The sequence below is a fragment of the Metabacillus sp. FJAT-52054 genome (assembly GCF_037201815.1).
GTDB classification, from domain to species: domain Bacteria; phylum Bacillota; class Bacilli; order Bacillales; family Bacillaceae; genus Metabacillus_B; species Metabacillus_B sediminis.
The window spans coordinates 525,127-542,083 of sequence record NZ_CP147407.1; the positions used below are offsets into that span (position 1 = coordinate 525,127).

Genomic DNA, 16,957 nt, shown 5'->3' on the forward strand with positions numbered 1-16,957 from the left:
AGCCTTAAAACGATCAGCGCGAATAGGAAAAATCCGCCTGATGAAATTTCACTTTATGCGATTTCTCTTTTAAGTGGTAAACTAATAGAAAAGAACATATTGGAGGGATTCAATTGACCGGACACATTGAATACGTAACGGTTGCTCAAAGCGGAGAAAAGCCTTTGCAGCTTCAAGTGAAAAGACTGGCTTTTTATAACCGGATGAGAATTGCTGAAACAGTCCACCCGGAAAAAGGCACCTGCTATTTGTTCTTCTATCAAAATCAATTTTTGACCGGCAAGCATACCACTCCCAAAAAAGGCTCTATGCTGAGCAGGGCGTTCCGCAACGGAATCGTTCTTGATGCTCCCCATCCCCTCATTGATGCACTGTTTCCCCCCCCGCAGGTTTTCCAGTTAAGGACGGTAACCCAGCTGTTCAAGTCCCTTTCCAAACAGCTCACTCCCCAGGAAACCGTCTATATTCTTTCCCATTTCGATTCGTTTGTTTCAAAAGATAAAATTACCGAGGCCTGCAAGTCGTTTTTCTTCCAGTATAGGAGAAGCGGCCAGTTCAGGATGGCCCACCAAGTTCTTATGACACTTCTGGATGCAGATTCAAAAAACCAGTGGGCTAGTGAATTGTCCCAGCATATGGATTACTTGAAATACCGGCTGCTGTACGAAGGCGGGTATACAGAGATGAAGGCAATCGATCCGCTGCATGCTGAAGTGCTTTGCCGGAAGAAGAAAAAAACAGAACCTTCCTTTACAAGACTGCAGAAGCTCCTTTCCGAGCAGAACAGATGGATGGATCAAGCAGCTCTTTATATCAAGTATTTTAAAAATGAAGAGGAACCTTCACCTGAATACTATGAGCAGTTTACGAAGCTGCTTGCCGCTCATTTTTCAAACAGGGAGCGCGCCATTATTTTATGGGATACATGCAAAGATCAGGTAAAGGATGGGAAGGCGCAGCAGGATTTAGTGGATGCCCTGTTAAGCGATAACCGGCTTGAGGATGCAGTTTCCGTCCTTATCGGCTCTCAGGATTGCAATTCGGAACAGCTGATGGCGCTGTTATCAAATCCTGATCTGGACTATAAGAGACTTGACGAAGAAAAGTTCCAGACCTTCTTTATCAGCCTGGAGGACCAAAAGGCTTGCGGGCAGCTGCTTCGGATTATGGTGCCGAATATGCTGAAGCATCGGGAATTTTCAGCGGTATTGAACTGGCTTCTTCCCATTCCTTCTCTCCTTACGGAAAACTTTAAAAAAATGGCTGCCTACCAGGATGACCCGGAACAGCAGCTTGAGCTGGGAAGACTTTATGTGGAGCTGAAGCAATATCAGAAAGCAATTGATTGCTTCAGCTGGGAGATGGAATTGAATCCGTCCAACCCTGAACCGGTGCAGTGGCTTTCGAAAACCTATAAAGAGATGGGTATGTCCCAGGAAGCAAAGGCCTACATGTCCGTTTTACATACGATGCAGAAGGCCTCCAGCAGCTAATAGGCCTACATCACGCTGCCGCCTGATATTTTTATCGATTCACCGACGATATTGCCGGCAGCATTGGTGAGCAGAAACAAAATAGTTTGTGCCACTTCCTCAGGAGTGCTGATTCGACCGGAAGGGATACCGGCTTTCGCTGCTTTCAGCTGTTCTTCATAGCTGCGTCCCGATATTTCACCTTTCCGTTCAATGCTGTCCCGTCCCATTTTCGTATCCACATAGCCAGGGCATACAGCATTGACGCGGATACCATGTTCAATTGCTTCTACAGCAAAGGACTGAGTAAATCCAATCAGCGCAAATTTAGAACCGGCGTAAGCACTGTTACCAGCTGTTCCGCGCAGCCCGGACAAGGAGGAGACATTCACTACAGCTCCTCTATTCGTTTTCCGCATCTCTTTGTATACCGCCTGAGTTAAAAGAACAGTAGAGGTAAAGTTTAATTCCATAATTCTTCTCAAATCCTGTTCATCCAGCTCATCAAGGGAAGCACCGCCGGCAATACCGGCTCCGTTGACAAGACCTGTGATCGGACCGTTCTCTGAAATGGCTGCATCAATGAGGCTCTGCCGGTCATCGGCATCATCCAGATCGGCACTGAACAGGAAAACGTTTGACAGAGGATTCAGCTCCTCGCATTCTCCTTTTAAGAGAGAGAGTTTATCTTCATTCCTTCCGGTAATCGTCAGGTGAGCACCGGCTGCAGCACATGCCTTTGCTGTTTCATAGCCGATCCCGCCGGTTGCACCGGTAATAAGAATATGCTGCTCTTTTAATGCATCCTTTGAAAAAATGGTCATCATTGGGCCTCCTTGTTATCGATAATACCCACATTCCCTTTCCATATGAGAGGGAAACACACAAGTGCTGGAGTGTTTTAATCCAAGCGTTTAAGGTAAATAGAAACGAAAAAGAAGAGAGAGGGATCATGTTGATAGGAAATAAAGACATCGTGACAGGAATGCTTGTGGATGTTGAAACCACAGGATTGTCGCCTAAACAGGATGAAATGATCGAGATTGGAATTTTGCTGTTCCGATATAATCAGGCAGCAGATGAATTTTTAGAAATAGAAGAGAAGCACTCTTATTTGAGAGAGCCGCAGTCCTCGGGTGCGCTTGCCAACTATCCTTTTGCACAGCGCGTTCACGGCATTCCATTTGAGGCTGTGCAGGGGCAGGCTTTCGAGGATGAACGGGTACAGGAGGCTTTTGCAAAAGCGGATTTCGCCATGGCACATAATGCCTCCTTCGATCGCAGCTTCATTTGCACGATGTATCCGGAAGCTGCCGAGCTGAGGTGGCATTGCACGGTCCGGCATATTCCATGGAAGGAATACGGTTTTTTGAATTCCAAGCTTCTTTACCTTGTACGGCAGCATGGTCTCGGTACGTCACAAACCCACCGTGCCCTCGATGATGTCATGCAGCTGCACGCGCTTCTTCAATGCAAAAACGAAGATCAGGAAACCTACCTCAAAGCTGCGCTGTCACGCAGGCCAATGGGGAAATACGGGGAGAAGAAAACCGGATACAGACGGTTTGGAACAAGATAAGAATAGGAAAGGGCCGGCTGGTTATACCAGCCGGCCCTTTCCTATTGGCTATTCTCCTAAAATCTCCTGTACACGCCCTACTTGTCCATCCTGAAGCCGGACTTTTATGCCGTGCGGATGATTCGGGGAGTTCGTCAGGATATCCTTCACCGTTCCCTCTGTCAGCTTCCCAGTACGCTGGTCGGCTTTCAAAACGATGTTCACCCGGATTCCGGGCTTGATGCTGTTTCTCTGGCGGCCGTCCATCATTAGACGCCCGTCCGGCGGCGCTGATTGTTTGGTTTTTTCGTCAGCTGATTCGTCATTTTCTTTGTGGATTTAACAAGTCCATTATCTGCTTGTCCTCCAGCCTGTTCTTTCTTCTTGGCAGCGAGCTTGTTTTTCATTGCTTCCTGCAGGCTCATCTTCGCTTTCGGCTGTTCTTCCGTTTGCTTGCTGTTCTCATTCTGGCTCATATAATGGCCCTCCTTAAAATATTCTTGTAACAATTTTCCTTGAAAACTAAAAAAGTACTGATTCTACCCGATAATACTAATATCCCGTCTATACAGGCCATAACCTCTGGTGCCAGATATATTGCCCATATTCGCCTGATATACCTGTAAACGATAGGCATCTTAACTATTCTTGATGCTTGAAGTATAACGTAATAAAACGAATTGCAGTGCGCACTTCGCATGAAAAAGAAAGTAAAGGAAGATGAATAGTGGATCCAAATGGGGTAGATCATCTAGAAAACTTTGTAGATCCCTTCATCTACGGAGTATGTGCAATTCTTAGCATGCTAAGCGTACTTGGAATTTTGGCTTATTCCATCAAACTGAAAAATCATCCAAAAGCCTCTATTCTGGAAAAAATCAGCGTATCATCAGGAATCGGATGTTTATTTTGGATAACTCAGATTCTATTTTACACCTCTTTGCACTTTTCGGTTAGTCCCGATGTGACGAACTTGTTGTATTTGCCTGCTTTTATACTCGTGATTTTCTTTTTATTTCAATTTATCGGCAGCAGAAAGGCTGGGCAAACAGGGCACAGCCATTACGCCAAGTTTTGTATTTATTTGACTTGCGCTCTTTTGGCAGCTGATTATGCCGGCTTCTATCCTATCTATAAAGGCCAGATGGATATGAACTTTCTGTTAATCATCATTTGCGCAACGATTATGGTGGGAATCGTATTTTCAGGGGCCCAGCTTTTATTTATTGTCCTGGATGAGGAATCAACCCGGTCAGCCATGTATTGGGGACTGGTAGGAAGTATCCTCATCGGCAGTGCGCTTTCCGTTTTTCCTTACATGGTGATTCTATCCGTTCTTTCAGTCAGTGATCAGCATCATCCATTTGTTCTGCTGCCCTATACAATCGGGTTAATTTCAATGGCAGCACTTGAATTTATTCCATCTTATTATTCCTACCGCAAGCTCAATGTAAAAAAGGAGGAGTATGCTTCCCTTTATCAAAATAACCTGGATGCAGTATTTACCCTCAATACCAAGGGGATCATAACCGGATGCAACCGGGCAGCGGAAATACTGACTGGTTATATAGAAAAAGAGCTGCAGGGCGAGAGTTATTTGCTGCTTGGATACAGTGAACAAATTAACAGTTTGTATGTGACTAAAGCGGTGGCTGGCGAGGCGTTTTCCGTAGACGTTGAAATTAAAATGAAGAACGGGAATCCGCTCACCGTCATTGCCTCTATCATATCGATCACAGCCCATGGGAGGGCGACAGGGATTTATGTCATCCTAAAAGACATAACGAAAATTAAACAGGCGGAAGAAACCATTCAGCAGCTCGCTTTTTATGATGATCTTACAGGGCTTCCTAACCAAAAGCGCTTCAAATATTTGGTCAGTCAAACCAAGATTCCGTATACACTCGTTTCCATTTCTATTGTGAATCTGCAGAGCATCGAGGAGCTTTATGGCGAGAGAGCTGCAGCGGAAGTGATTAAGGCAGCGGCGGAGAAATTGAAACACAGTATGCCGGAGGGTTCGATTCTTGGCAGTACAGATCCGGGCATTTTCTCGCTCGCTCTCTTTGGCAAAAAACCGGGGGAATTAAACAGTTCCTATTTTTACGCGCTGGAAAAGCCGGTCTGCTATAAAGAGACCTTTGTGAATATCACAGCTGCCGCAGGAGCTGCTGTCTACCCTGAGCACAGTGCCAGCCATGAGGAAGTATTTAAATATGCGAGCATGGCCCTGAATGTGGCTAAAAACAGGAGTAACAGCAAGCATCTCACGTTCTCGAATGAACTCAATGAACATTACCATCGGGAGCTCTACACGGAGAATGAGCTAAGAAAAGCCATCCTGAATGAAGAATTGACTGTTCACTATCAGCCGAAATTCAGCCTTGAAACCGGTCAGTATAATAGTGCGGAAGCGCTTGTCAGATGGATTCATCCTGAATTGGGACCCGTATCGCCTGCTGTCTTCATCCCAATAGCAGAAAAAACGGGGCTAATCCGCGGCCTGGAAAAATTCGTCCTGAGAACGGCTTTTCTGCAAATGAAGCAATGGAAACAAATCGGTTATCCGTTTCAGCGTGTAGCCGTGAATTTTTCCCATTATCATTTTTACGATGACGGAATTGTAGACACTGTAAAAGAAATACTGGAATTGACAGGTCTTGATCCTGAATGTGCCGAGATTGAAATCACGGAGAGTGCCATGATTGAAAATAAGGAAGAAACAATCAGCAAGCTGAATGAGCTGAAAAAACTCGGCATCAAAATCAGCCTGGACGATTTCGGAACGGGGTACAGCTCCTTAAGTTATCTGCAGGAGCTTCCAATCGATGTGCTGAAGATCGACCGGTCCTTTATTAACAAAATCAACACGAGCAAGCAAAGCAATGCGATTCTTTCGAGCATCATTGCAATCGCGAAAGACCTAAATCTTGAAATCGTCGCAGAAGGGGTCGAGACAAAAGAGCAGCTGGAATTCCTTGAAGCGCTTCACTGTCCATCTATACAAGGCTTTTATTTCAGCCCGCCGCTTCCGCCGTCTGATATGGCTGCATTATTAACCAATCCAATTGGACATAAATAAAACCTTTCCGCTCGGGAAAGGTTTTATTTTATATGTTTTTTGCCATTTTCCTGACAGCTTTTTGAAGAGAGCTTTCCATTTTCATTCCTGAGAAATCAATGCCAAGCTGGATAGCCGTCTGAGCAACCTCCGGCCTGATGCCGCATATGACCGTTTCTACTCCAATGAGTCTGAGAGCTTCAGCCAGCTGGAAAATTTCCTTTGCTACCATCGTGTCGACGGTTACAACTCCTGATAAGTCCAGAATCAGGATAGAAATCCCCGAATCGATGCTTTGCTGAAGCGACGATTCCATAATATTCTTTGCCCTGGCCGTGTCAATGTCACCGATAATCGGGAGAAGCCCAATATAGTCAGTCAGTTCAATGACAGGTGCGCTAAGTTCCTTAATAAGGGATGACTGTGCTTCAAGGCGCATTATCATAATTTTCATGAATTCTTTCGTAAAAGATTCAATTACATAATCCAAGGCTGTATTCAATTTTTTCTCCCAGTAGAACAGGTCCTGGATTGTAATAGGAAGGTTCGTTTCTGAAGTGAATCGCTCAATAAACTGCCAGAAAATCCGGCGGAATATGCCGAAATTACGGGTAACCTCTGCAATCGATGTCCGTGACTGGGCCCTGTCGGCAGCTGTCTTTTTAGTCCAGGCTCCAATGGTTTCTTTCATCTCTTCATTGCTCTGATCAAGAGATTTGGCGACAAGCCTCACATAGTTGGAATTCTGTTCTCTGATTTTTTCCGAGATTTGCGGAGGAGCATCAAGGGAATAATCGGATCCGGTTTTAACCGACTGGTGTGTGAACCATTCTTCCGTAAATTGTGGAGCCTTTTCAACGATGAACTGATAGAGTGCTTTTGCTTTTGTTTCCATAATATCTCCTTGGAAGGTAAGTCATGCTTTACTTGATCGGCGCCTGCGAATTTAAGCAAAGAATCATAATACTAAAAGTATAACAGATTTAAAGGTGTGTTTACCTTTTTAATAGGATTGGGAGACCAATGGCGGCAGATGCTTTCCAGCCGTCAGGATCCTTTTTAAAAACAATAACCGTTTCAAAAGTCCATGTCTCATTGGATTCAGCACGGGAAGCTCCAATCAGCGCATATACAGCGGCTTTTCGCAAATCTTGCCCGGTCTTATACACCCTCGCTTCTTTTAATGTTAGAGTATATGGGAATTGTTCAAATACTGCGATCGTGTTTAGTCTCTCAGCCTCGTAATCAAACCCTTGTGCTGTTTTTGACAGAGTGGCCATATACCGGTCCAAATCCTTCATTTTCAACGCATAAAAGTGGTCGTTGAGAACAGTGAAGATTTCTTTCTCATCTTCTTTAGGAAGCCTTTGGTTAATCGATCGCGCCTTTTTAATTGAATGCCCGCTCGTTTTTTTCAAAGAATCCTCCTGAATCAGGACAGGTTCTTTCGGTTTTAGAGAAATAGTGGGATTTACTGGCTTAACAGCTTCCTGATCTGTCATTCCGCAGCCGCCGAGATTGAATAAAAAGAGTATAAGTACGGATAAAATTCGTTTCATGATGCGTCCTTTCAAGCTATATATAGTGAGTCTTTTGGCACAATCTTATCGTTTCTCTATCATGAGTCTAAAATCCTGCTTAAAAAGGAAAAAATAGTATAAAAGGCAGGGCGCTTTCAAAAAATTGTCCCTGCAGGCTTTTTCGGATACACTATAGGTGCTTCATCAATGTAAAAGCAGGGAGATTAATAATGGATAAACAACTAACCTTTACATATGAAATTATGGATGTTTGCCTGCTGGCTGGAAAAATCATGCTTCAAAGCGGGGCGGAAACATACCGGGTTGAGGATACGATGACAAGGATGGCAGCGGCTTTCGGCTTTAGCCACTCCCATAGCTATGTAACGCCGACCGGGATTATTTTTTCAGTAGAGGGCAAGGAACCAACGAAAACGAAGCTCATCCGGATTGCAGAACGTACGACTGACCTTGAAAAGGTAGCACTTGTCAATGGAATCTCACGGAAGATCAGCAGCGGTGAGTTTACTGCAGATGAGGCCTATCAGGAATTAAAGATTGTAGAGAGGGCAAGCCATACTTACCCCCTATGGGTACAGAGTGTGGCCGCTGCTGTCTCTAGCGGCTGCTTCCTCATCATGTTTATGGGGAAATGGCCGGACTTTTTGCCTGCTGTCATTGCCGGGGGAGCGGGATTCATCAGTTTGATTTATTTCCACAGGCTTGTACCGATTAAATTTTTCTCGGAATTTCTTGCTTCGTTCATCATCGGGCTGCTCGCCTTTTTATTTGTCAAAACGGGGGCTGGAATGGAAGTCGATAAAATCATTATCGGTTCCGTAATGCCGCTCGTTCCCGGGCTTTTAATTACAAACGCCGTAAGGGATTTGATGGCCGGCCATCTCGTTTCGGGGCTTTCAAAAGGGGCAGAGGCCTTCTTAACCGCATTTGCAATCGGTTCGGGAATCGCCCTCGTATTTTCTATTTTTGCAGGGATAGGAGGGTGACCGGTATGATTGAACAACTCATTACAAGCTTTATTGCCTCGGCTGCGTTTGGGATGATATTTAATGCTCCGCGTAAATCACTGATGAAGTGCGGTTTCGTTGGCATGCTTGGCTGGATCATTTATTACATGATGGTTGAAAATCAATTGGATACGATTTTTTCAACTGTGGTCGCATCGTTTGTCATTGCGGTAACCGGCCAGATTTTTTCAAAAATTTATAAAACACCTGTCATTATATTCAGTGTTGCCGGAGTGATACCGCTTGTCCCTGGCGGCATGGCTTATGATGCAATGCGCAACTTTGTGCAGAACGACTATAACATCGCAATCAGCTTAGCGGCAAAAGCCTTTATGGTATCCGGATCGATCGCCATCGGACTTGTATTTTCCGAGGTCATCAATCAGGCAATTAGACAGACTCAGCTGAACAGGCTGAATAAAGGACAGGGCAGGTAAGTATAAAAGAGGATTGACTTCCTCTACCCAGTTGCACTACAATCTGTAGTGTGAGGTGGATCGTATGAAAATTAATCGCTTCAAATCGAATGAGACGGGATTAAACCGCTTTTTCGGTCCGCTCGAGGCAAAAATCATGGATATTCTCTGGTGCCGCGAGGAAATGTCCATTAAAGATGTGCAGGAGCAGCTTGAAAAAGAAAAGCCCATTAGCTTCAACACCGTCATGACTGTCATGAAAAGACTTCAGGAAAAAGAAGTACTGATCAAAAGAACGGAAAAAAGAACATCCTTTTACAAACCGGCCATGACGAGGGAGCACTTTCTTCAAACGCAGTCGAGAGAACTTACCCATGACCTGCTGGATGAATTCGGCCCTCTTGCTGTCAGCCATATGCTTGACGCCCTAGATGAAGCCGATCAGGAGCTTATCAGCAGACTCGAAGATAAGCTGAAACAGTTGAAAAAGGACGTGTAATCATGTGGGAGAGACGTTCAAAACGAATATTTGGATTCGCTGTCGTGCTTTCAGGACTACTGATTCTACAGATGGCCGTTTACGCTTACCAGCTGCTGTGCCAGGGTACATTCGGGGTCAATATGTATGGGGCGTGCCACAGCCTGTTTAAACAGATCGGGCTGTCATCGGTTGCGGTTACGCTTGATGTGCTGATTGGATGTACCTTGATCACTCTTGGGTATCATTTGTCAAAGCAGTACCTTTTATATAAAAGGTTTTGCCGGAAGCTTGCGATGAGCAGGAATGAGATGGAAAGCAAACAATTAGAAAAACGCTTCGGACACAAGATTTCAGTAATCGATCAAACGGAACCTGCAGCCTTCACGGCAGGTTACTTCAGACCCGTCATTATTGTATCTTCCGGTCTGCTTGAACTGCTGAACGATCAGGAGCTGCAAGCCGTCATCTATCATGAACAGTTTCATCAGAGTCAAAGAGATCCATTGAAGAAATGGATTCTTCAGTTCATTGCACGAACACTTTGGTATATTCCAATTTTTAAATGGTGGCAAAAGCACTACGAGCTGACAAAAGAGGTGCTTGCAGACCGCTTTGCCATCCGGGAATCCGGCAGCATAGCCGGCTTAAGCCACGCTTTGCTGAAAATGATGAAGTGGGGGAAAACAAACAATAGCCCGCATACGGTTTCCATCAGCGAGACCGCGATTAACTACCGGATTATGCATTTGCTTAATCCGGAAACAAGCGAACCGGTGAAAACACCGCGCTCAGCCGTTATTGCATCCGTCCAGGTTGTTATGGTTTTGGCGGGAATGTTCATCATCTCGCCATAACTTTTTTTATAAACAACTACACTACGCAATGTAGTGTGTTGTAAAATAAGGAGGAATGTATCATGCTAAACCATATTGGAACACTCATCATCCGCTTTGTCCTGGGAATCATATTTATCCTTCACGGGTACATGAAGTTTGCTGGAGGCATCGAGCAGACAGCTGAATTCTTCGCAAGTCTCGGTCTCCCTGGGTTTATGGCATACGCCGTGGCTGTAATCGAACTGGCAGGAGGAATTCTGATCCTGATTGGACTCGGAACAAGGATTGTGTCCGTTCTAATTGCAATTATTATGCTCGGAGCCATATTTACGGTAGGATTGAAAAAGGGATTTATCGGGGGCTACGAATTGGACGCGGCTCTTCTTGCTATGGCGCTTAGCCTCGCCTTTACAGGAAGCGGGGCATACTCCGCAGAAGGTCTGTTGAAAAAACGCAGCCGCTCCGCATCATGAAAAGTACAAATAGGAAGTGAGCAAATGGAAGAGAAACAACAAGACAAAAATACATTTTCACAAAAGCCTTTCGTATTCGGGCTCCTTTTCGCGATTCTTTTAGCCATCCTGATCGGCGGACTTTTCGTCGGCTATAACAAGTCATCCATGAGCAATCCGGGCATCATTTCATACAAAAATGAGCCCTACTTAGGAGATAAAGATGCTCCGGTGAAAATTATTGAATTCGGGGATTACAAATGCCCAGCCTGCAAAGGATTCAATGATACGTTCTTCAAGCAGATTGATAAGGAACTGATTCAAACCGGAAAGGTGCAGTTTTTCTTCTTCCACCATCCGTTTATAAACGTAGACTCCTACCGTTCAGCTGAATTCTCGGAGAGCGTCTACAAGGTACTGGGAAACGATAAGTTCTGGGAATTCCATAAAAAGCTTTATGATGCTCAGCCAAGTGATCCTGAAGCCGAAAACAAAGATATTTATAAAAAGGATTACCTGATGAACCTTCTTAGTACAATGGCAAGCAAAGAAGAAGTGGACAAGGTCGTACAATCCTATGATAAAAAAGAAGGCAAGCTCGCCTCCAACGAAGATGATGCCCTCGCTACACAGCTTGGCGTTACCTCTACACCATCGCTTTTCGTGAACGGGAAAATGTTCCTCGGACGCGACATGAAGGATTTAAGGACGCGGGTAGATGCGGCAGCGAAAGAAGAAGGGAAATAAAAAAAGACAGGCACCGTGCCTGTCTTTTTTTATGTGATAATATACTAAAATCTGGATCTCAATGCTAAAATTAACCCATAGAAAAATTAAAAGAAGTCTGTCTTACCTAAAAGGGGGAGTCGAAATGGTGCCGCAATCCGCTATACTGGGGCTTGTTTTTCAGCTGGCCGTGTCCGTCATCCTGCCGGTGGCCGGGTACATATTCTTAAAAAAGAAATACAAGATTTCGTTTCGTCCTGTTTTAATAGGGATTCTTATTTTCTTCGTTTTTGCTAATGTGCTGGGAGGTTCGTTTAACCAATTCATTTTGGTCACGAATAAAACAACCTCTCAAATCGCTGATCAGCCTGTACTCTTCGCGATATACGGAGGCCTTTCTGCGGGCTTTTTTGAAGAAATGGGAAGGTTTATCGCGTTCACCTGGCTCCTGAAATTGTATCGGGAGCGAAAGGACGGCCTGGCTTACGGGCTTGGTCACGGAGGAATTGAAGCACTTCTGATTGGCGCGCTTGGAAGCATTCAGATGATTTCCCTGGCGATTCTGCAGAACTCCGGTAAACTTGAGAAAACAATTGCTGCTCAGAACCTCCCTCCTGAAGTCCTGAACCAGCTGACGTCAGCGCTGACGGAGCTAACCTTTCCGCTGGCATTCATGGGCGGACTGGAGCGTGCGGCTGCATTTTTCATTCAAATCGCCTTATCATTGATTGTGCTTTACGCAGTCAAAAACAAAAAATACATCTATGTACTTGCAGCCATTCTTCTGCATGCCCTCATCGACTTTTTCCCTGCCCTGTATCAGGCTGGAGCGATGAATTTGTATGCAGTGGAAATTATTATATATGTGATTGGGATTGGCGCTTTTCTCTTTATAAGGAGTTCTTTTTTACGAGATTGATACATCAATGGAGCGAAAAGGACCATAATAACAGAGGAGCTTTGCACAGGTGCAGAGCTTTTTTCAATTTCCAGCACATATCGGAATCAAAATATTTAAATAATTTCCTGCATAAGGATATGATAGGAGTAACAATCCATACATAGAGAAGGGATAACATGAACAGGGTGTTTTCATTTTTAAAACCGTACAGGCTGCCGGCAGGACTTGCTTTAACGCTCATGCTGGTGGAATTGGCCGTTGAATTGGCCCAGCCGCTCATTATCGCACGAATGATTGATCAGGGGATTTTGCAGAAGGATATGGGGGTCATCTGGCTGTGGGGAGGAGTGCTGCTAGCGATGTCCATTTTCGCCTTTGCAGCCGGTGTAACGAACTCTTTTTTGGCGAGCAAGGTGAGTCAGGGCTTTGCTTATGACCTTCGCAGCAGCTTATTTAAAAAGGTGCAGTCCTTTTCTTTCTCCAACCTGGATGATTTTCAGACATCCTCTTTAATTACAAGGGTAACCAATGATGTGAATACGATCCAGATGACCGTGTTTATGAGCCTCCGGATTATGCTGCGCGCACCATTGCTGGTAATCGGCGGAACCGTTATGGCGCTTTTTGTGAATGCGAAGCTTGCCCTCATCCTTGTCATTGCAATCCCCGTCCTTATTTTTTTCCTCCTATGGGTGCTGAAGACGGGAGGCGTGATGTTCCGCGCTGTACAGGAACGGCTCGATAAAGTGAATGGCGTGATGAAAGAGAATCTGGCAGGCATGCGTATCATTAAAGCCTTCTTAAACTCTCGCTACGAAATTCAAAGGTTCACAAGTGCAACGGAGGATTTAAGGAAAAGAACGACGACCGTTTTACGCCTGATTGAAATGACCATGCCAATTCTTTATTTTGTCATGAATGCGGGAATCATTGCGATTCTCTGGTTCGGCGCAGGGGAGGTAAGCAGCGGGGGAGCGAAAGTCGGGGAAGTCGTAGCGATTGTGAACTACTCTTTAAGGATTACAGCGGCGATTTCGATGTTCTCATTTATCATCATGGCCTTCTCCAGAACGAGGGCATCGTCACAGCGTGTTTCGGAGGTGCTGGAAACAGAGCCTCATCTGCATGATCTTCCCTCCTCCAGCCGCTCTCCCGAAGTGACGGATGGAAGTGTGGAGTTTCAAAATGTAACGTTTTTTTACCCAGGAAGCGAAACCCCAGTTTTGAAAAAAGTGAGTTTTACAGCCGAAAAGGGGTCGACTACCGCCATAATGGGGGCAACAGGCTCAGGAAAATCAACCCTTTTTCAGTTGATTCCAAGACTGTATGACGCGACGGAAGGCGAGGTTTTCCTTGATGGAGAAGAAGCGGGGCAATACCGGCTTCAAAATTTAAGGGAGCAAATCGGCTACGTCCCGCAGGAATCCATTCTTTTCACGGGAACCGTTAAAGATAACATTGCTTGGGGAAAGCCTGCTGCCTCAATGGAAGAGATCATTCAGGCAGCAAAGGACGCCCAGATTCATGATACAATCGAGAGCCTTCCGAAAGGCTATGACACAGTTGTCGGGCAAAAGGGTGTCAATCTGTCTGGCGGGCAGAAACAAAGGCTCTCCATAGCCCGGGCGCTCATTCGCAAACCGGCCATCCTGCTCCTCGATGACAGCACGAGCGCCCTGGATTTGAAAACAGAAGGCAGACTTCTCAAAGCGCTCGGTACTTATTCATGCACGACCTTTCTTATAACCCAAAAAATCAGTACAGCTGCAGCCTCGGATCAAATTCTCATTCTAGATGACGGAGAGCTGCTGGAGCATGGTCCACATGAAGAACTGCTCCGAACATCGGATATTTACCGCCGGATTTGGCAATCTCAAATGAAGGGGGAACGAATTCATGAGACCCTCTAATCATCAGCTAAAAGGAACGAAGCCGCCGCGGCCAAATAACTGGCCGGCGGTCGTAAGGCGAATTTGGAATTACATGGACGGCAATAAAGGCCTGCTCGTTATGGTCGTTTTGATGGTAATTGGAAGCTCCGCACTGGGCCTGTTAGGTCCATATCTGATCGGCCAAACGATTGATATGTATATTGTCCCGCTAAAAACAGACGGGCTGGCAGTCCAGCTGCTGCTTTTGATTATCGTATATGCAGGCTATTCGCTCGCCACTTGGCTGCAGAACTTTTGGATGGCAGGCATCGCCCAGCAGGCCGTCTACCGAATGAGAGTCCAGCTTTTCGAGCATTTTCAAAAGCTGCCGATCTCATTTTTTGATAAGCGGCAGCATGGGGAGCTGATGAGCAGGGTCACAAATGATATGGATAATGTCAGCCAAACGCTGAACAGCTCAGTTATCCAAATTCTCTCAAGTTTGCTTACTTTAGCCGGAACCGTCATCCTCATGCTGATTTTAAGTCCGGTCCTGACCGCACTTTCCATGGTCATCATTCCCCTCATGGTGTTCGGAATGAAGTGGATTACAAGCAGGACAGGGAAAAAATTCAAGGAGCAGCAAAAGCACCTCGGTTCATTGAACGGATACATCGAAGAAACGTTCTCAGGCCAAAAAATCGTCAAAGCTTTTTCCCAGGAAGAGCGGGTAACGGAAGAATTCCTCGATCGCAGCGCCAAGCTCCGTGAAGCAGGTTTTTGGGCACAAACGTACTCAGGCTTTATTCCAAAATTGATGAACGTACTGAATAACCTCAGCTTTGCCATTATCGCAGCAGCCGGCGGCTATATGGCGATTAAAGGCTACATTACGATCGGCACAATTGTTATATTCATAGAATATTCAAGACAGTTCACCCGTCCGCTGAATGATCTGGCCAATCAATTTAATACCATTCTCTCAGCCGTTGCCGGGGCAGAAAGGGTATTTGAAATATTGGATGAAAAAGAAGAAGAACAGAAAGAACAAATTCCTCTGTCTTCAGGGATTACAGAAGGCGACGTTGCATTCCGGGATGTTTCATTCGGCTATGATGACGACCATCTGATTTTGAAGGACATCAGTTTTCATGCATCAAAAGGGGACATGGTCGCGTTTGTAGGCGCTACCGGAGCAGGCAAAACGACCATCATCAACCTGCTGTCGCGCTTTTATGATCCGAGTGCCGGAACGATTCAGATCGATGGACAGGAAATCACCAAAATCAGCCGCCCCGACCTAAGAAAAAATATGGGCTTCGTCCTGCAGGATCCCTTTCTTTTCGAAGGTACCATCAGAGAAAACATCCGCTATGGCCGCCTTCACGCCTCAGACCAGGAAGTAGAAGAAGCAGCCAAGCAAGCCAATGCCCACTCCTTCATTATGAGGCTGCCGAAAAAGTACGAGACTGTTCTAAAACAGGATGGAAGCGGAATTAGCCAGGGGCAAAAACAGCTCCTATCCATTGCAAGAGCCATGCTTGCAGATCCCGTGCTGCTCATTCTTGACGAAGCAACGAGCAGCATCGATACAATCACCGAGCTGAAAATACAAGATGCCCTTAAGCACTTAATGAAGGGCAGAACAAGCTTCGTCATCGCCCACCGACTGAACACCATTCAGCAGGCTGACCAAATCATCGTCCTTGACCGGGGAAGGATTGTTGAAAATGGTACACATGAACAGCTTCTTTCCAATGAAGGAGCCTATTACAGTCTGTATCAATCGCTTGAGGATATTAGTTAATGTTCCATCATATGCTTAGAATGTAAAGATGGAGGGAATAACGTAACAAATATCCATTAGCGGGGGCGTTAAAATGAAAAAAATGACAGAATGGCTCGAGCATACAGCAAATTGGTTCGGCCGTAAAACAATATCAGGCATCTTTCATACGAGTCTTTTAGAGCACAACCTAAAAGAACAGGAAACTGTACGCAAATGATGAATTTGCCGCGTACATTCCTGTTCTTTTTTCTTTTTAAATAAAGGAAGGCACTGCCCCTCATAAGCAGTGCGAAGAAGAGTGAGAAGAGATTTTCCTTTGGAAAAAGGTATCCTCGTCAATATCCTATTCGAATTATTGGTTTGTGCGACCAAAACAAAAAAATAATTTTTCTATAATACCCAAATAAACATTGCAATATTCACTATAACGTGTTTTATGATTTACAATAGGATTTGAAGTGAGGTCATGCCTGTCATGGAAAACCGAATTAAAGAAGTAAGAAAGTGCAATGGCGATACTCTTCAAAGCCTTGCAAAAAAAGTGAATTATGATTATAGCAACCTTTCTAAAATTGAACGCGGTCTTTATGTACCCACTATTTCTCTTCTGAAAAAAATAGCGGAAGTATACGAGGTCGATATAAGTGATTTGCTTGTAACGGAGAAGCGCAGCAAAGAGGTCATAGATCTTCAGTCCAAGAACCTTTTAGTCAAGTATGAACTTGAGCTTGACGGCCGGAAGGTATCTCCAGATGAGATCAGCGTCATAACTTCCATCATTCGCAAATTAAGAAACGCTGCTGCCCAAAACAGCTAAGGGGGTTGGGGGAAGTGATTTTGTGACGA

General features: G+C 45.1%; 19 protein-coding genes. 14 read left to right on the forward strand and 5 right to left on the reverse strand.

Annotated elements, in window-relative coordinates; translation table 11 throughout:
• Positions 1 to 113: 113 nt before the first annotated feature.
• Positions 114 to 1,493, forward strand: a complete 1,380-nt coding sequence (locus WCV65_RS02850; protein WP_338779903.1) for a hypothetical protein — start codon at positions 114 to 116, stop codon at positions 1,491 to 1,493.
• A gap of 5 nt (positions 1,494 to 1,498) precedes the next feature.
• On the opposite strand, the gene WCV65_RS02855 is transcribed toward WCV65_RS02850, so the two are convergent.
• On the reverse strand, positions 1,499 to 2,296 hold the full coding sequence (locus WCV65_RS02855; RefSeq protein ID WP_338779905.1) for an SDR family oxidoreductase: 798 nt from the start codon (positions 2,294 to 2,296) through the stop codon (positions 1,499 to 1,501).
• Between the two features lie 128 nt (positions 2,297 to 2,424).
• Between WCV65_RS02855 and WCV65_RS02860 the strand changes: the two genes are divergently transcribed.
• Positions 2,425 to 3,051, forward strand: coding sequence for an exonuclease domain-containing protein (locus tag WCV65_RS02860; protein ID WP_197491608.1), 627 nt, complete (start codon positions 2,425 to 2,427; stop codon positions 3,049 to 3,051).
• 48 nt (positions 3,052 to 3,099) lie between these two features.
• On the opposite strand, the gene WCV65_RS02865 is transcribed toward WCV65_RS02860, so the two are convergent.
• Positions 3,100 to 3,297, reverse strand: coding sequence for a YwbE family protein (locus WCV65_RS02865; protein WP_066099064.1), 198 nt, complete (start codon positions 3,295 to 3,297; stop codon positions 3,100 to 3,102).
• A gap of 2 nt (positions 3,298 to 3,299) precedes the next feature.
• Positions 3,300 to 3,506, reverse strand: coding sequence for a hypothetical protein (locus WCV65_RS02870; RefSeq protein WP_211556314.1), 207 nt, complete (start codon positions 3,504 to 3,506; stop codon positions 3,300 to 3,302).
• A gap of 251 nt (positions 3,507 to 3,757) precedes the next feature.
• Here WCV65_RS02870 and WCV65_RS02875 point away from each other — a divergent pair, with 251 nt between their 5' ends.
• Positions 3,758 to 6,112 carry an EAL domain-containing protein gene (locus WCV65_RS02875; RefSeq protein WP_338779911.1) on the forward strand — a complete coding sequence of 785 codons (2,355 nt, stop codon included), beginning with the start codon at positions 3,758 to 3,760 and terminating at the stop codon, positions 6,110 to 6,112.
• A 28-nt stretch (positions 6,113 to 6,140) separates the two neighbouring features.
• Here WCV65_RS02875 and WCV65_RS02880 read toward each other — a convergent pair whose 3' ends face one another.
• Positions 6,141 to 6,986 carry an STAS domain-containing protein gene (locus tag WCV65_RS02880; protein ID WP_338779913.1) on the reverse strand — a complete coding sequence of 282 codons (846 nt, stop codon included), beginning with the start codon at positions 6,984 to 6,986 and terminating at the stop codon, positions 6,141 to 6,143.
• 100 nt (positions 6,987 to 7,086) lie between these two features.
• Positions 7,087 to 7,650, reverse strand: a complete 564-nt coding sequence (locus WCV65_RS02885; protein ID WP_035407416.1) for a hypothetical protein — start codon at positions 7,648 to 7,650, stop codon at positions 7,087 to 7,089.
• 191 nt (positions 7,651 to 7,841) lie between these two features.
• Here WCV65_RS02885 and WCV65_RS02890 point away from each other — a divergent pair, with 191 nt between their 5' ends.
• From WCV65_RS02890 to WCV65_RS02940, 11 genes are all read left to right on the forward strand, one after another.
• Complete coding sequence (locus tag WCV65_RS02890) at positions 7,842 to 8,618, forward strand: threonine/serine exporter family protein (RefSeq protein WP_035407414.1); 777 nt, start codon at positions 7,842 to 7,844, stop codon at positions 8,616 to 8,618.
• A 5-nt stretch (positions 8,619 to 8,623) separates the two neighbouring features.
• Entirely contained in the window at positions 8,624 to 9,076 is a 453-nt protein-coding gene (locus WCV65_RS02895) for a threonine/serine exporter family protein (protein WP_035407411.1), read from the forward strand.
• Positions 9,077 to 9,140: 64 nt separating this feature from the next.
• Positions 9,141 to 9,554 carry a BlaI/MecI/CopY family transcriptional regulator gene (locus WCV65_RS02900; RefSeq protein WP_035407408.1) on the forward strand — a complete coding sequence of 138 codons (414 nt, stop codon included), beginning with the start codon at positions 9,141 to 9,143 and terminating at the stop codon, positions 9,552 to 9,554.
• A 2-nt stretch (positions 9,555 to 9,556) separates the two neighbouring features.
• The gene (locus WCV65_RS02905) at positions 9,557 to 10,390 is read left to right on the forward strand and encodes a M56 family metallopeptidase (protein ID WP_338779922.1); all 834 of its coding nucleotides are present in this window, start codon (positions 9,557 to 9,559) and stop codon (positions 10,388 to 10,390) included.
• A gap of 62 nt (positions 10,391 to 10,452) precedes the next feature.
• Positions 10,453 to 10,845: a DoxX family protein gene (locus WCV65_RS02910; RefSeq protein ID WP_035407402.1), complete on the forward strand. Its 393-nt coding sequence runs from the start codon at positions 10,453 to 10,455 to the stop codon at positions 10,843 to 10,845.
• Between the two features lie 24 nt (positions 10,846 to 10,869).
• Positions 10,870 to 11,571 (forward strand): DsbA family protein, encoded by a 702-nt coding sequence (locus tag WCV65_RS02915; protein ID WP_035407399.1) that lies wholly within the window; start codon positions 10,870 to 10,872, stop codon positions 11,569 to 11,571.
• Positions 11,572 to 11,695: 124 nt separating this feature from the next.
• Positions 11,696 to 12,469, forward strand: coding sequence for a YhfC family intramembrane metalloprotease (locus WCV65_RS02920; protein WP_338779925.1), 774 nt, complete (start codon positions 11,696 to 11,698; stop codon positions 12,467 to 12,469).
• 158 nt (positions 12,470 to 12,627) lie between these two features.
• Complete coding sequence (locus WCV65_RS02925) at positions 12,628 to 14,361, forward strand: ABC transporter ATP-binding protein (RefSeq protein ID WP_338779927.1); 1,734 nt, start codon at positions 12,628 to 12,630, stop codon at positions 14,359 to 14,361.
• Positions 14,348 to 16,129: an ABC transporter ATP-binding protein gene (locus tag WCV65_RS02930; protein WP_338779929.1), complete on the forward strand. Its 1,782-nt coding sequence runs from the start codon at positions 14,348 to 14,350 to the stop codon at positions 16,127 to 16,129. Before WCV65_RS02925 ends, WCV65_RS02930 begins: the two co-directional genes overlap by 14 nt.
• 73 nt (positions 16,130 to 16,202) lie before the next feature.
• On the forward strand, positions 16,203 to 16,328 hold the full coding sequence (locus WCV65_RS02935; protein ID WP_269449396.1) for a hypothetical protein: 126 nt from the start codon (positions 16,203 to 16,205) through the stop codon (positions 16,326 to 16,328).
• 258 nt (positions 16,329 to 16,586) lie between these two features.
• Positions 16,587 to 16,928 (forward strand): helix-turn-helix transcriptional regulator, encoded by a 342-nt coding sequence (locus WCV65_RS02940; RefSeq protein ID WP_338779932.1) that lies wholly within the window; start codon positions 16,587 to 16,589, stop codon positions 16,926 to 16,928.
• Positions 16,929 to 16,957: the final 29 nt, after the last annotated feature.

Bases quoted from the DNA above. Each gene is read 5' to 3' on its own strand.
- WCV65_RS02855 (WP_338779905.1), bottom strand. From the start codon at position 2,296: ATGACCATTTTTTCAAAGGATGCATTAAAAGAGCAGCATATTCTTATT.
- WCV65_RS02860 (WP_197491608.1), top strand. From the start codon at position 2,425: ATGTTGATAGGAAATAAAGACATCGTGACAGGAATGCTTGTGGATGTT.
- WCV65_RS02865 (WP_066099064.1), bottom strand. From the start codon at position 3,297: ATGGACGGCCGCCAGAGAAACAGCATCAAGCCCGGAATCCGGGTGAAC.
- WCV65_RS02870 (WP_211556314.1), bottom strand. From the start codon at position 3,506: ATGAGCCAGAATGAGAACAGCAAGCAAACGGAAGAACAGCCGAAAGCG.
- WCV65_RS02880 (WP_338779913.1), bottom strand. From the start codon at position 6,986: ATGGAAACAAAAGCAAAAGCACTCTATCAGTTCATCGTTGAAAAGGCT.
- WCV65_RS02885 (WP_035407416.1), bottom strand. From the start codon at position 7,650: ATGAAACGAATTTTATCCGTACTTATACTCTTTTTATTCAATCTCGGC.
- WCV65_RS02890 (WP_035407414.1), top strand. From the start codon at position 7,842: ATGGATAAACAACTAACCTTTACATATGAAATTATGGATGTTTGCCTG.
- WCV65_RS02895 (WP_035407411.1), top strand. From the start codon at position 8,624: ATGATTGAACAACTCATTACAAGCTTTATTGCCTCGGCTGCGTTTGGG.
- WCV65_RS02900 (WP_035407408.1), top strand. From the start codon at position 9,141: ATGAAAATTAATCGCTTCAAATCGAATGAGACGGGATTAAACCGCTTT.
- WCV65_RS02905 (WP_338779922.1), top strand. From the start codon at position 9,557: ATGTGGGAGAGACGTTCAAAACGAATATTTGGATTCGCTGTCGTGCTT.
- WCV65_RS02910 (WP_035407402.1), top strand. From the start codon at position 10,453: ATGCTAAACCATATTGGAACACTCATCATCCGCTTTGTCCTGGGAATC.
- WCV65_RS02915 (WP_035407399.1), top strand. From the start codon at position 10,870: ATGGAAGAGAAACAACAAGACAAAAATACATTTTCACAAAAGCCTTTC.
- WCV65_RS02920 (WP_338779925.1), top strand. From the start codon at position 11,696: ATGGTGCCGCAATCCGCTATACTGGGGCTTGTTTTTCAGCTGGCCGTG.
- WCV65_RS02925 (WP_338779927.1), top strand. From the start codon at position 12,628: ATGAACAGGGTGTTTTCATTTTTAAAACCGTACAGGCTGCCGGCAGGA.
- WCV65_RS02930 (WP_338779929.1), top strand. From the start codon at position 14,348: ATGAGACCCTCTAATCATCAGCTAAAAGGAACGAAGCCGCCGCGGCCA.
- WCV65_RS02935 (WP_269449396.1), top strand. From the start codon at position 16,203: ATGAAAAAAATGACAGAATGGCTCGAGCATACAGCAAATTGGTTCGGC.
- WCV65_RS02940 (WP_338779932.1), top strand. From the start codon at position 16,587: ATGGAAAACCGAATTAAAGAAGTAAGAAAGTGCAATGGCGATACTCTT.